A 13,060-nucleotide genomic window follows, 5' to 3' on the forward strand; every position below is an offset into this window, starting at 1 on the left:
AGCGGGTAGGGCCGATCGGGGGACCTACACCCAGTAACCTTGTGCAGGGCGGTCACGCCCCGCTCCCCGTCAGCCAGGTCCAGGAAGGTCCCCACTGTGGAAAGCGCCACGCCAGTGATCGTCGCCATCGACGGTCCGTCCGGCACGGGCAAGTCGAGCACGTCGAAGGCCGTGGCGGCACAGCTCGGCCTGAGCTACCTGGACACCGGGGCCCAGTACCGGGCGATCACGTGGTGGATGGTCACCAACAGCATCGACATCGCCGACCCCTCCGCGATCGCCGCCGTGGCCGGCAAGCCCGAGATCGTCTCCGGCACCGACCCGTCGGGACCGACCATAACGGTCGACGGTGTCGACGTGGCCGGTCCGATCCGCGAGCAGGACGTCACCTCCAGGGTCAGCGCCGTCAGCGCGGTCCCCGAGGTGCGTTCCCGGATCACCGAACTGCAGCGCACGATCGCCGGCTCAGCGGTGACCGGCATCGTCGTCGAGGGCCGCGACATCGGGACCACCGTGCTGCCCGACGCCGACCTGAAGATCTTCCTCACCGCCTCCCCGGAGGCGCGCGCCGCCCGCCGCAGCGGTGAGCTGAAGGGCGCCGACCTGCACACCACCCGCGAGGCCCTGATCAAGCGGGACGCGGCCGACTCCAGCCGCAAGACCTCCCCGCTGGCCAAGGCGGACGACGCGGTCGAGGTGGACACCACCGACCTGACGCTGAAGCAGGTCATCGAGTGCGTCGTCACCCTCGTCGAGGAGAAGCGAGCCGGACGGTGACCGGACTTCCGTCGGCGCGGGGTGCCGAGGTGGGGCGGCGGATCGGCGTCGGCCTGATGTACGGGCTGTGGAAGCCGCGCGTGCTGGGCGCCTGGCGGGTGCCCGCAGCCGGTCCGGTGGTGCTCGCGGTGAACCATTCCCACAACATCGACGGACCGATGGTCATGGGCGTGTCGCCCCGGCCGACGCACTTCCTGATCAAGAAGGAGGCGTTCGTCGGACCGCTCGACCCGTTCCTGACCGGCATCGGCCAGGTGAAGGTGGACCGGGACACCACCGACCGCACGGCGGTCTCCCGGGCACTCGGCGTCCTGCGGGAGGGCGGCGTCCTCGGCATCTTCCCCGAGGGCACCCGGGGCGAGGGCGACTTCGCCTCGCTGCGCGCGGGGCTCGCGTACTTCGCCGTACGCGGCGGCGCGCCGATCGTGCCCGTCGCCGTGCTGGGAAGTTCCGGGCGGGGCGGACGGTTGATAAAGGGGCTGCCCCCGCTGCGCTCCCGTGTCGACGTGGTCTTCGGAGACCCGTTCGACGCGAGCGGCGGCGACGGCCGCCGTACCCGCAAGGCGCTGGACGCGGCGACCGAGCGGATCCAGAAGCAGCTCACCGCGCACCTGGAAAACGCCAGACGTCTCACCGGACGCTAGGCGAAACTGAGTAGTGGATCACCCGGAACCGGGCATTCCACCGACCACGACGGACAACGAGGTACGGACTTCATGAACGACCACATCCAGCCCGACGGCTCGGCCGAGCACGAGCACGATCACGGGGCGCTCGGTGACGCCGAGTTCGCGGAGTTCATGGAGCTCGCCGCGGAGGAGGGCTTCGACCTCGAGGACGTCGAGGGCGCCATCGAGGCCGCCGGACACGGTCCGCTGCCCGTGCTCGCCGTCGTCGGACGCCCCAATGTCGGCAAGTCGACTCTGGTGAACCGCATCATCGGCCGCCGCGAGGCCGTCGTCGAGGACAAGCCCGGCGTCACCCGCGACCGCGTCACCTACGAGGCCGAGTGGGCCGGCCGCCGCTTCAAGGTCGTCGACACCGGCGGCTGGGAGCAGGACGTCCTCGGTATCGACGCCTCCGTGGCGGCGCAGGCCGAGTACGCGATCGAGGCGGCCGACGCCGTGGTGTTCGTGGTGGACGCCAAGGTCGGCGCGACCGACACCGACGAGGCCGTCGTCCGGCTGCTGCGCAAGGCGGGCAAGCCGGTGGTCCTGTGTGCCAACAAGGTGGACGGCCAGAGCGGCGAGTCCGACGCCTCCTACCTGTGGTCCCTGGGCCTGGGCGAGCCGCACCCCGTCTCGGCCCTGCACGGCCGCGGCACCGGCGACATGCTGGACCAGGTCCTGGAGGCGCTGCCGCAGGCACCCGCGCAGACCTTCGGCACGGCGGTCGGCGGCCCTCGCCGGGTCGCCCTGATCGGCCGCCCGAACGTCGGCAAGTCCTCGCTGCTGAACAAGGTCGCCGGTGAGGAGCGTGTCGTCGTCAACGAGATCGCCGGCACCACCCGCGACCCGGTCGACGAGCTGATCCAGCTGGGTGGCAAGACCTGGAAGTTCGTCGACACCGCGGGCATCCGCAAGCGCGTCCACCTGCAGCAGGGCGCCGACTACTACGCCTCGCTGCGTACCGCCGCCGCCGTCGAGAAGGCCGAGGTGGCCGTCGTCCTGCTCGACGCCGCCGACTCCATCTCGGTGCAGGACCAGCGCATCGTCACCATGGCCGTCGAGGCGGGGCGGGCGCTCGTCCTGGCCTTCAACAAGTGGGACACCCTCGACGAGGAGCGCCGCTACTACCTGGAGCGGGAGATCGAGACCGAGCTCGGCCAGGTGACGTGGGCGCCGCGGGTGAACGTGTCGGCCCACACCGGACGCCACATGGAGAAGCTGGTCCCGGCGATCGAGACGGCCCTGGCGGGCTGGGAGACCCGCGTCCCGACGGGCAGGCTGAACGCCTTCCTCGGCGAGCTGGTCGCCTCCCATCCGCACCCCGTGCGGGGCGGCAAGCAGCCGCGCATCCTGTTCGGCACACAGGCCGGCACCAAGCCGCCGCGGTTCGTCCTGTTCGCCTCCGGCTTCATCGAGGCGGGTTACCGTCGGTTCATCGAGCGCCGGCTGCGCGAGGAGTTCGGCTTCGAGGGCACGCCGATCCACCTCTCGGTGCGGGTGCGCGAGAAGCGCGGCAAGAAGAAGTGACCCTACGGCACGCAGGGTGAAGGGGGGCGGTCCCGATCGGGACCGCCCCCCTTCACCCTGCGTGCCGTAGGCGGCCCCGGTGGCCCTCGGTCAGCTCTCCCGGCGCGGGGCCGGGGGCAGCGCCGCCGGTACGTGGGGCCTCCCGATGGCGTGCCGGCCGACCGCTGCGACCTGCTGCCACTGCGGCTGCTGCCCGGCGGTCTGCCGGGCGCCGCCCGCCCCCGCGCCGTAGGCGCCGTACGACCCGCCGAAGGTCCCCGAACCGTGGCCGACGGACGAGTCCGTACCGGCGGACGGGCTCGTTCTGTGCGGGATGCTTCCGAAAGCGGTGAAGCCCAGTTTGTCCTCGCCGCTGCGGTCGCCCGGCAGTGAGCGGAAGGACTTCACGTACTCGGCGTAGAGCGCGTCGTAGATCGGCGTGGCCGAAGGGCCGCTCGTGGAGTCCTGAGCAGACCGCACCGGGGCGGGGACCAACGGGAAGGCCTGGCGGCGGGGAGCGTCGTATGCGTGCACGTATCTCCCAACGACCCCGCCCGGCGAGGGATGCGGCCCACACGGGGTTTTCGCCGGTCACCGACCGGTCGGCCGTCGTCGGACGGCCGGCTCCCGCCGGCCGTCCGGTGGTCGGCTTCCTTCGCCGGGCAGAGGCCGGTCAGAGGCCGGCCAGCGGCAGTGCCGCCGCGACCAGCCTCCCGTTCGCCGCCGCCCGGTCCAGGGCGTCGCGCAGCAGGTCCTCGCGCGGCTGACGGCCGATCGAGCCGACCGGGGCCGCGAACAGCAGCACCTGCTGGTGCTTGTTGGCGGCCGTTCGCCAGCCTTCGGTGACCTGGAGCGGCTGGTGCGCCTGCCACCAGGCCACCGGCTGTCCGCCGTTCGGGTTCGGCTGGAGCACCGCGTGCAGCTGGCCCACGGCCAGCAGTACCGACCAGCCGTGCAGCACGGGCGGTGTGGTGGACAGTTCGGTCACGGGGACGAAGCCCTGCTCGATGAGCAGCGGCAGGAAGTCGTCGCCGGGCGCGAGCGAACCGGGCCGCGCGACCGGCGCGGTCGGCTCGACGACCAGGGCCGGGTGCAGTTCCCCGGCGATCAGGACCAGTCCGCTGGTCACGCCGAGCACGGCCTGCTCCGGCACGGCCTGCTCCGGTGCGATGTGTCCCGGTGGGACGTGTGCGGCCTGGACGGCGGGTGCGGGTGCGGTGTCGTTTCCGCCGATGGACCGCACGGCTCCCTGGAGCTGCTCCTCGGTGACCTGGACGACCTGCGAGGGCAGGCAGGTGGAATGGGCGAAGGCGAGGACGGCGGTCTCCTCCCCGATGAACAGGACTGTGCTGGTGCGCTCCTGCTCCGGGTCGCCCGGGGTGCGGCAGGAGGTGCAGTCGTAGCCGCCCGGGGCGGAATCTCCGGCGAGCAGGCGGTCGGCTTCTTCGTCGCCGATCTCGGCGCGTACCTCGTCGCTGACGTCGAGCATGCGCGGCACGGGTGGCTCCCTCGGGATGCGGTGCGTGGCGAGGCCGGGGGCTCCCGGCCCGTGGTCCGGGCGGGTCCCCGGCTCATACAGAAGACAACGGGTGATCTGCGGGGGGAGTCACGCCCCGGAGCGAACGGAATCGAACCATCTGGCGCACCCGGTCACTTCCGGCACGGAATCGGACACTCGTCGTCAACTGCCCTCGAAGTCAACGGCGTTGCCCGGACGGAGTGGCTCACGGAACGTCCGGCGTGTCGATCGGTAAATCAGGAAATAGGGGAATAAAGTGGGTGTCCGGAAGCTGACGCTACTTAGGGTAAAGGTGAACTGGCCTGGGAGGACGGGGAGTTGCTTGATCCTGCCGGTTCGGGCGTTGACACGCGGCGTCTCGTGACGTGGTGGCGGCGCTCCGCCTTGGGGGACCCCGAGTCCTTGGAGAGGGAGCTACATGTTCGAATGTGCCGGCAACATCCGCGACAACAACCACGACGATGCCCACGACGGCGCGCGAAAGGCTCAGAAGCCCCGTACGGCGGCGGTACTGGCCGGCGCGGTGCTGCTCGCGCCCCTCGGGCTGCTGGCCGGGACCGGCGACGCCACGGCGGCGGACAGCGGAGTGTGGGACCGCATCGCGCAGTGCGAGAGCGGCGGCAACTGGCACACGAACACCGGCAACGGCCACTACGGCGGGCTGCAGTTCACCGCCTCCACCTGGCACGCGTTCGGGGGCACGGCTTATGCGCCGACCGCAGACCAGGCCACCAAGTCCCAGCAGATCGCTGTCGCCACCAAGGTCCAGCAGGCCCAGGGATGGGGCGCCTGGCCCACCTGCTCGGTACGCGCCGGGGCGACCGGGAACGCACCCGCCGTCGGACCGGCGCCCGCGGGGAAGGACCCGGCGAAGCCGTCGCAGGCGCCGGCGCAGCCGTCGGGCGGCGCGGAGCAGGGCTCGTCCGGCGACTACCACACCGTCCGCGAGGGCGACACGCTGAGCGACATCGCCGGCCGGCACGGGACCACCTGGCAGCGGCTGTACGCCGCCAACAAGGACGTCATCGGCGGCGACCCCGATCTGATCATGCCCGGGCAGCGTCTCGCGCTCTGAACCGCCCGGGCGAACCGGGGCCCCAGGTGAGGCCCGGTCACCCGCGGTGAGACCCGTCCGGTCGGCTGCCGGTACTCGGCCGCCCGGACGGGACCTTCGGCGTCGGAACCGGCGTCAGGTCCGGCGGCTGGGTCCCCCAGTCTCCCCCGGTGAACACCACCGCACCCCGGTGCGGTTCGTGGACGAAGGCGGGCCGGTCGCGCAGCGCGGCCGGGAGTCGCTGTTCGGCGATCACCGCGCACGCGTGGAGCGCGGCCGCGGGCCGGATCTCCCGGGGCGACACGAACCGCACCTGCTTCGACGTACCTCACCTGCCCTGCAAGCCCTGTGGCATCGACCGCGGTCACGGTTTCCGTGTCGGGACCGCGAAGACGGCGGACCATGTGAGGGAAACGCGAGCATTCTGTGTGGTAACGCCTTTGCGGGCATGCGGACGGCGAAATGCATGAGGTCCCGGACGTCCCTTCCCGAACTCGCCGCCGTGTTTATCGATGCTCCCGGCGCGAGGCTCGGGAATTTTCCTCGACTTCCCCCGGAAGAGGCGCCGAACCACCCATTCGTGTGATGGTTGCGGGGATAAACGCCTGTCGTGATCCTGTGACAGAAGTGTGACCCTGGGGGGATCTCGGAGCGTGTTCCCGGCCGGGCCTTCCGTGTCCGCCGGGCAGGGCATAGCGTGACCGTATGGCACCCCTTCCGACACCCTCCGCGGAACCCGACGACAGCCCGGACGCCTATGTGGGCCTGCCCGCGGACCGCGCCGAGCGACTCGCGCGCGAGCGCGGCTGGTCGACGGTGCGGGCGCTGCCGCCGGGAGCGATCATCACCATGGAGTACCTCGTGGGACGGCTGAACTTCGAGGTGCGCAACGGCAGCGTGGCGCGGTCCTGGAAGGGCTGAGGCGCGGCGGCGCCCCGGAATCCCCCAGGGTGGTCCGTCAGGGGCGGGCCGACGGCGCGCTGCCGCGCGGATGGCGTTCCCCGTGCGACGGGCGGCGGCTGCCCGTCGGGGTGACCGGAGTGCGCTCCGCCCGGCCCGTGTGCGGGCCGGGCGCCAGGTAGACGGGTGACCGGGTGGCGGAACGGGACGCGGAGACCGGCTCGGGGACCGCGGTGTCCTCGCGGTCGGTGAGCGGCCTGAGCATGACCGGCGCTGCGGCGGGCAGGGGGGCGACGGGCACCGTACGGCCCTGACGCGCGGACCGGCGCTCGCGCCAGCGGTCGCGCCAGTCGAAGATCCGGTCCTCGGCACGGGCGATCATCGGCTCGAACCAGGGCAGTGCCAGCAGGATCAGCAGGCCGGCCACCCAGCCGAGCAGTACGTCGCTCAGCCAGTGGGTGCCGAGGTAGACGGTGGACAGACCGACACCGAGCGAGGTCACCGCGGACAGGGCGGACAGCCAGCGCCGTGCTCTCGGAGTGGAGGCCAGATAGGCCAGGATTCCCCAGGTCACCACGGCGTTGGCGGTGTGACCGCTGGGAAATATGCTGCCGCCGAGCCACATCTCGCTGGATCCGATCTCGGTGGCGTAGTGCGGTCCGAGGCGCCCCATGCCGTACTTCGCGGCACCGACGGTGATGTTGAGCAGCAGCAGGGAGACCCCGAGCGCGAGCAGCGGACGCAGCGTGTGCTGCCGCCAGGAGCGCCAGCCCAGCCAGGCGGCGACCATCACCGCGGTCGGGCCGCGCTGGCCGAGCACCACGTAGTAGTCGACGAAGGCGTGGAGCTGTGCCCACTGCTCGTAGGGACGGAAGAACATCACCCGCCAGTCCAGCCGGACCAGCCAGGAGGTGATGACGACGGCCCACACGATCGCCACGTAGAAGGCCAGGGTGGAGCCGAAGAGCACCGTCCGGTGCCGGCTCATTCGGGGCATGTCGATGTGAGCCGGTCGTTCCGGCTCACGGTCCAGCCTCGCGAACACCCGGTCCAGACGGGTGGGCTTACGTTCGGTACGCACCCAATCGACGTTACAGGGAGTGAACGCGCAGTCCCGCCGAATCGGCGGCTTTGTGATGACGATGTGATGTGGGATCGCTCTCAAGGTGACCTTTATTCTTGGCGAATCGACAATCCCCGAGCAATGTTTCCCTCAATTCTTTTGATCATTCGGGGGCGTGAATTTATCGCGCTTTGGGAATTCGTTCACCAGGGGATGGCGCGGAATTTCCCCGGTGCTCACCGCCGGTGAGCGGGGCGGGAGCGGCTCAGGGTGGACCGGAACCGTTCAGCCAGAAGGCGCCGTAGACCGCCGAGGCCACCGCGGCGGACGCCACCACCAGTGCCGACCTGGGCGTACGCAGCCGGGCCAGGCCCTGCGCCAGGGGCAGCAGCAACGGGAAGGCGGGCATGAGCAGACGCGGCTTCGAACCGAAGTAGCTCGACGCGCACAGGGCGAGGGCGGTGACGACACCGGCGTACACCAGCAGCGGGAGCGGCTGGCGCTGCCGTACACAGATCACGTACAGCCACACCAGCAGGCCGACCCCGAGGACCAGTCCGAGCCCCGCCGGGGCCGAGGGAAACGACGTGAACTTCTCGAGGGTGAACCGGGCGAAGGCATAACCCCCGTCGAACCCGTTCCGCCATCCGGCCTGCACATCGAGATACCCGAACGGCCCCTTCCCGGTCCGGTGGCCGACCCACAGAACGTAACCGGCGGCGCCGAGCGGAGCGAGGAACATGCCGAGCGCCCGGCGGACGCGGACGCCGGGGGCGCCCGGCGGCACGTGCGCGCCCTCGGGTGCGGGAACGCGCCGGGTGTCCTGGTGCGGGGCAGCGCGTTCCCCGGAGCGCGCGCCGCCCACCGCTGCCGCCCGCCGGCTTCCCCCGAACGAGCGGAAGCCTGCGGGGAGGCGACGGCCGTGCGCGAGGGAGGCGATGCCCGCCACCCAGACCGCCGCGACCACCGCCAGCCCCACCGGGCGGGTCAGACCGGCCAGACCCGCCAGCCCCCCGGCCACCACCCAGCGCCCGGTCAGCACCGCGTACAACGACCACGCGGCGAGTGCCGTGAACAGGGACTCGCTGTACGCCATCGACTGGACGACAGCGACCGGCAGCACGGCCCAGAGCAGCACCGCGCACACCCCGATCCGCGGCCCGTACACGTGGTCCGCCACCGCGAAGATCCCCCAGGCGGCGGCGAGCGAGGCCAGCACGGCGACGACGAAGCCCCCGTCGGCGTACGACAGCGGGGACACCGCCGCCAGCAGCCGCTCCAGCCAGGGAAGCAGGGGGAAGAAGGCCAGGTTCGAGTGCACGTCCCCGTTCGGGAGGTGCACCTCGTAGCCGTACCCCAGCTCGGCGATCCGCGTGTACCAGAGCGCGTCCCAGCGGGCCGTCAGCAGGGTGTAGGCGCTCTTGCCGCGCGCCTCGCTCCACAGCACCAGGACGGCCAGACCCAGGGCGCGCACGGCCGCGTACCCGAGGAGCGCCGGCGCGGCCCGGCGCAGCGGGCCGGGACAGGACGGCGGGCCGGGGCGGAACGGCAGGGCGCGCGTCTCGAGATCGGTCACGGGCCCGATTATCGGCGGGCGCGGGGCGGGGCGGTCCGGCGGAGCGCCCGGCCCTCCGGGGCGGGCCCGCCCACCCGGACGGGCGGCCCGGCAGGGCGTACGGGCCCGGGAGGCGACCGGAAGGCGCCGGAAGCGACCGGAGGCGGCCCGGAGAAAAGTGGTGTACGCCACATGCTTCTGCCGAATCTGTGAGAGGTCCGCCACTCGATACCGCCGTTCCCTCGCGTACTCTGACGTGTCACTCGCCGTTCGTTGCGCAGGCCGGAGGCCACACCGCTCCTCTCCGGCCGAGTCACGGGGAAGTCCCCGCCCCGTGAGCCCGCCGAGCGCGAGGGAACATCTGGGAGGTCTGTGCATGTCCGGGACGACCACGGCCGCCGCGCTGCGCCGTAGGGCGGCCGGGGCCGGTGCCAACCGCTGGGTGGTGCTCGTCGTCCTCTGCACCAGCCTGCTGCTCGTGGCCGTCGACGCGACCGTGCTGCACGTGGCGGTCCCCGCGGTCACGGAGGACCTCAGGCCCGGCGGGATGGAACTGCTCTGGATCGTCGACTCCTACCCGCTGGTCTGCGCCTCGCTGCTGATCCTGTTCGGCACCCTGGGCGACCGGGTCGGGCGCAGACGCGTACTCCTGCTCGGCTACGCCCTGTTCGGCGTCGCCTCCGGCATCGCGGCCCTCGCGGACAACGCGCAGGTGCTGATCGCGGCGCGGGTGCTGCTGGGCGTCGGCGGCGCGATGATCATGCCCGCGACGCTGTCGATCCTGCGGCAGGTCTTTCCGGACCGGCGCGAGCGGGCGCTCGCCATCGGCGTCTGGAGCGCGGTCGCCGCGGTCGGCGCGGCGGTCGGCCCCCTGCTCGGCGGGTTCCTGCTGGAGCACTTCTGGTGGGGCTCGGTCTTCCTCATCAACATTCCGCTGATGCTGGTCAGCCTCCCGGTGGGGCGGATCCTGCTGCCGGAGTCGAAGGGTGAGGGCAGCGGCCCCTGGGACGTGGTGGGCGCGCTGATGGCCGCCGCCGGGCTGTTCGCGGTGGTCCTGGGCGTGAAGCGGCTCGGCGGCGCATCCGCCGCCGACGGCGGTGTGTGGACCGCCCTGACGCTGGTCGCGGGCGCCGCCCTGCTCTCCGTCTTCGTCCGCAGGCAGCGGCGACGCGCGCACCCGCTGGTCGACCTGCGGATGTTCGCCCGGCCGGCGTTCAGTACGTCGGTGGGCTGCATCGTGCTGGCGATGCTCGCCCTGGTGGGCCTGGAGCTGATCGCCGCGCAGTACCTCCAGCTCGTCCTGGGGCTGTCCCCGCTGGAGACCGGGCTGCGCCTGCTGCCGCTGACGTTCGCGGCGATGGCGGCGGGGCTGGCGGGTGCGCGGCTGCTGCGCAGGTTCGGGCCGCGCCGCATGGTCTGCTTCGGCTTCTGTCTGACGGCCGTCGCGGTGCTGCTGCTGACCGGGATGGGCGGGCAGGACAACCGCACCCTGCTGCTGAGCGGATTCGTCCTGCTCGGCTTCGGCCTGGAGACCACCCTGTTCGGGGCGTACGAGTCGATGCTGAGCGAAGCGCCCCCGGAACAGGCGGGCGGGGCCGCAGCCATAGGCGAGACCTCGTACCAACTGGGCGCCGGCATCGGGATCGCGCTCCTCGGCAGCGTCATGAACGCCGTCTACGCGCCCGGCCTCACCGGTGTTCCCGGGGTGCCCGCGTCGGCGTCCACGGCGGCGGGGCACTCGCTGGGGGAGGCCCACCAGGTCGCCGCCCAACTCGGCGGGCCCGCCGGAGCCGCCCTGCTGGACGCGGCGCGCCACGCCTTCGTGCACGGGCTGCATGTGACCCTGCTGGTCAGCGCCGGCCTGCTGCTGCTCGGGGCCGCGATGGCGCTGTGGCTGCCGCGGGCGATGCACTGCGAGACGGCGACGGCAGGGGAAACGCCCGCGGATGTGCCGGCCGAGGCATCCACGGACGTGCCCGCCGATGGACTTTCGGAGGCATCGGGCCAAGCAGTCGACGTGCCCGCCCCGCGAGCGGCCGCGGACTCCCACGTCCCGGTGTGAGGCACACCGCCGCCGGGCCGGGTGGACGTGCGCGGCACCGCGTCGTAACGTCGGGTCGGTCCGAGCCGTGACTAGCAACGCTAGTTAACCAGTGCGCCGGTCGGCTCCGCCCCGGTCAGATCCCCCGGAGGGTGTCCCATGTCCGCCCCATCGAAGTCATCGAAGCTGCCCCCCTTCGACCCGGCCGACCCGCTGGGCCTCGACGACCTGCTGGAGCCGGAGGACCTGGCGGTCCGGGACACCGTGCGCGCCTGGGCGGGCGACCGGGTGCTGCCCCATGTCGCCGACTGGTACGAAAAGGGCGAACTGCCCGGCATCCGGGAGCTGGCCCGGGAGCTCGGCGGGATCGGTGCGCTCGGCATGCCCCTGCGCGGCTACGGCTGTGCGGGCGCCTCGGCCGTGCAGTACGGGCTCGCCTGCCTGGAACTGGAGGCCGCCGACTCCGGCATCCGGTCCCTGGTCTCCGTACAGGGCTCGCTCGCCATGTACGCGATCCACCGGTTCGGCAGTGAGGAGCAGAAGCAGCGGTGGCTGCCGGAGATGGCCGCCGGTGAGGTCATCGGCTGCTTCGGGCTCACCGAACCCGACCACGGCTCCGACCCCGCGGGCATGCGGACGTACGCCAAGCGCGACGGCGGGGACTGGGTCCTGAACGGTCGCAAGATGTGGATCACCAACGGGTCCGTGGCCGGTGTCGCCGTGGTGTGGGCGCAGACCGACGACGGAATCCGCGGGTTCGTGGTGCCCACCGACAGCGCCGGGTTCTCGGCACCGGAGATCAAGCACAAGTGGTCGCTGCGCGCCTCCGTCACCAGCGAACTGGTCCTCGACGACGTGCGGCTGCCCGCCGACGCCGTGCTGCCCGAGGTGACCGGGCTGCGCGGACCGCTCAGCTGCCTGACGCACGCCCGGTACGGGATCGTCTGGGGCGCGATGGGCGCGGCGCGCGCCTGCTTCGAGGCCGCCGTCGACTACGCGAAGTCGCGGGAGCAGTTCGGGCGGCCCATCGGCGGGTTCCAGCTGACGCAGGCCAAACTCGCCGACATGGCGGTCGAACTGCACAAGGGGACACTGCTCGCCCATCATCTCGGGCGGCGCATGGACGCAGGCCGCCTGCGTCCCGAGCAGGTCAGCTTCGGCAAGTTGAACAACGTCCGTGAGGCCATCGACATCTGCCGCACGGCCCGCACCATCCTCGGCGCCAACGGGATCTCGCTCGAATACCCCGTGATGCGGCACGCGACGAACCTCGAATCGGTGCTCACCTACGAGGGCACCGTGGAGATGCACCAGCTGGTGCTGGGCAAGGCGTTCACCGGGATCGACGCGTTCCGGTAGGCCCGGTGGGGGCAGGGCCGGCGAGCGGCCCTGCCTCAGCTCTGGTTGTAGAAGCCGTCCGACCGGTGCACCGCGGGCTCCCCGCTGACGACCACGGTGTCGGCCGGGCTGAGCAGGAACACGCGGTTGGACACGCGCTCGATGGAGCCGCGCAGACCGAAGATCAGCCCTGCGGCGAAGTCGACGACGCGCTTGGCGTCACCGGCGTCCATGGCGGTGAGGTTGATGATGACGGGGATCCCGTCCCGGAACAGCTCGCCGATGGCGCGGGCGTCCCGGAAGCTGTCCGGGGTGACCGTGCCGATGCGGCGGCCCTTCTCCTCGGCGACGTCCGTGGCCACCTTGACCCGCGGATCGGTGACCCAGGCGTCCCCCGGCTCGGTTCCGTCGGAGTAGTCGTCGTCGTAGTAACGCTCGTCTTCGTTGTCGTCGACGAGGCCAAGCCAGGCACTTGCCTTGCGTACCGATCCCATGGACGCCTCCTCTCACAGCGGTCCTTCTTGCTTTCCGCATCCCTATGGTCGTCCATGATGCGGATGGCGCGCCAAGTGATGGGACGCCGCGCGGGGGGTTTGTGACGGTACTGGTGCACGGAGAATCCGTCGAGAGCCCAAGCCC

The 13,060-nt window shown here is 71.7% G+C and carries 12 protein-coding genes; 7 read left to right on the forward strand and 5 right to left on the reverse strand.

Annotated elements, in window-relative coordinates; genetic code table 11:
- Positions 1-96: 96 nt before the first annotated feature.
- The 3 genes from cmk (at position 97) to der (ending at position 2,972) form a co-directional block, all read left to right on the forward strand.
- Positions 97-777, forward strand: coding sequence for a (d)CMP kinase (cmk, locus tag ACTWJ9_RS26820; RefSeq protein WP_279336836.1), 681 nt, complete (start codon positions 97-99; stop codon positions 775-777).
- Complete coding sequence (locus ACTWJ9_RS26825; protein ID WP_279336837.1) at positions 774-1,421, forward strand: lysophospholipid acyltransferase family protein; 648 nt, start codon at positions 774-776, stop codon at positions 1,419-1,421. The genes cmk and ACTWJ9_RS26825 overlap by 4 nt, the downstream gene beginning before the upstream one ends.
- Before the next feature lie 72 nt (positions 1,422-1,493).
- The gene (gene der, locus ACTWJ9_RS26830) at positions 1,494-2,972 is read left to right on the forward strand and encodes a ribosome biogenesis GTPase Der (RefSeq protein WP_279336838.1); all 1,479 of its coding nucleotides are present in this window, start codon (positions 1,494-1,496) and stop codon (positions 2,970-2,972) included.
- 90 nt (positions 2,973-3,062) lie between these two features.
- On the opposite strand, the gene ACTWJ9_RS26835 is transcribed toward der, so the two are convergent.
- Positions 3,063-3,485, reverse strand: a complete 423-nt coding sequence (locus ACTWJ9_RS26835) for a hypothetical protein (protein ID WP_279336839.1) — start codon at positions 3,483-3,485, stop codon at positions 3,063-3,065.
- A gap of 139 nt (positions 3,486-3,624) precedes the next feature.
- Positions 3,625-4,449 (reverse strand): hypothetical protein, encoded by an 825-nt coding sequence (locus ACTWJ9_RS26840; protein WP_279336840.1) that lies wholly within the window; start codon positions 4,447-4,449, stop codon positions 3,625-3,627.
- 439 nt (positions 4,450-4,888) lie between these two features.
- On the opposite strand from ACTWJ9_RS26840, the gene ACTWJ9_RS26845 reads away from it, so the two are divergent.
- Together ACTWJ9_RS26845 and ACTWJ9_RS26850 are read left to right on the forward strand one after the other, a co-directional pair.
- Entirely contained in the window at positions 4,889-5,545 is a 657-nt protein-coding gene (locus ACTWJ9_RS26845) for a LysM peptidoglycan-binding domain-containing protein (protein ID WP_279336841.1), read from the forward strand.
- A 684-nt stretch (positions 5,546-6,229) separates the two neighbouring features.
- A complete protein-coding gene (locus ACTWJ9_RS26850; RefSeq protein WP_443294864.1) occupies positions 6,230-6,445 on the forward strand; it encodes an I78 family peptidase inhibitor in 216 nt (71 codons plus the stop codon).
- A gap of 37 nt (positions 6,446-6,482) precedes the next feature.
- Here the strand turns inward: ACTWJ9_RS26850 and ACTWJ9_RS26855 are convergent, their stop codons facing one another.
- Both ACTWJ9_RS26855 and ACTWJ9_RS26860 read right to left on the reverse strand, forming a co-directional pair.
- The gene (locus ACTWJ9_RS26855; RefSeq protein ID WP_279336843.1) at positions 6,483-7,505 is read right to left on the reverse strand and encodes a phosphatase PAP2 family protein; all 1,023 of its coding nucleotides are present in this window, start codon (positions 7,503-7,505) and stop codon (positions 6,483-6,485) included.
- A 247-nt stretch (positions 7,506-7,752) separates the two neighbouring features.
- Complete coding sequence (locus tag ACTWJ9_RS26860; protein WP_443294865.1) at positions 7,753-9,063, reverse strand: glycosyltransferase family 39 protein; 1,311 nt, start codon at positions 9,061-9,063, stop codon at positions 7,753-7,755.
- A gap of 355 nt (positions 9,064-9,418) precedes the next feature.
- Here ACTWJ9_RS26860 and ACTWJ9_RS26865 point away from each other — a divergent pair, with 355 nt between their 5' ends.
- Together ACTWJ9_RS26865 and ACTWJ9_RS26870 are read left to right on the forward strand one after the other, a co-directional pair.
- Complete coding sequence (locus ACTWJ9_RS26865; RefSeq protein ID WP_443294866.1) at positions 9,419-11,104, forward strand: MFS transporter; 1,686 nt, start codon at positions 9,419-9,421, stop codon at positions 11,102-11,104.
- Positions 11,105-11,242: 138 nt separating this feature from the next.
- Positions 11,243-12,442 (forward strand): acyl-CoA dehydrogenase family protein, encoded by a 1,200-nt coding sequence (locus tag ACTWJ9_RS26870; protein WP_387040913.1) that lies wholly within the window; start codon positions 11,243-11,245, stop codon positions 12,440-12,442.
- A 35-nt stretch (positions 12,443-12,477) separates the two neighbouring features.
- Here the strand turns inward: ACTWJ9_RS26870 and ACTWJ9_RS26875 are convergent, their stop codons facing one another.
- The gene (locus ACTWJ9_RS26875; RefSeq protein WP_279336847.1) at positions 12,478-12,915 is read right to left on the reverse strand and encodes a cell division protein SepF; all 438 of its coding nucleotides are present in this window, start codon (positions 12,913-12,915) and stop codon (positions 12,478-12,480) included.
- Positions 12,916-13,060 lie beyond the last annotated feature (145 nt).

Source organism: Streptomyces sp. GDS52 (genome assembly GCF_052246875.1).
Classification (GTDB): domain Bacteria; phylum Actinomycetota; class Actinomycetes; order Streptomycetales; family Streptomycetaceae; genus Streptomyces; species Streptomyces cathayae.

Coding starts and splice junctions, on each gene's coding strand:
- der (WP_279336838.1), top strand. CDS start 1,494: ATGAACGACCACATCCAGCCCGACGGCTCGGCCGAGCACGAGCACGAT.
- ACTWJ9_RS26845 (WP_279336841.1), top strand. CDS start 4,889: ATGTTCGAATGTGCCGGCAACATCCGCGACAACAACCACGACGATGCC.
- ACTWJ9_RS26850 (WP_443294864.1), top strand. CDS start 6,230: ATGGCACCCCTTCCGACACCCTCCGCGGAACCCGACGACAGCCCGGAC.
- ACTWJ9_RS26865 (WP_443294866.1), top strand. CDS start 9,419: ATGTCCGGGACGACCACGGCCGCCGCGCTGCGCCGTAGGGCGGCCGGG.
- ACTWJ9_RS26870 (WP_387040913.1), top strand. CDS start 11,243: ATGTCCGCCCCATCGAAGTCATCGAAGCTGCCCCCCTTCGACCCGGCC.
- ACTWJ9_RS26875 (WP_279336847.1), bottom strand. CDS start 12,915: ATGGGATCGGTACGCAAGGCAAGTGCCTGGCTTGGCCTCGTCGACGAC.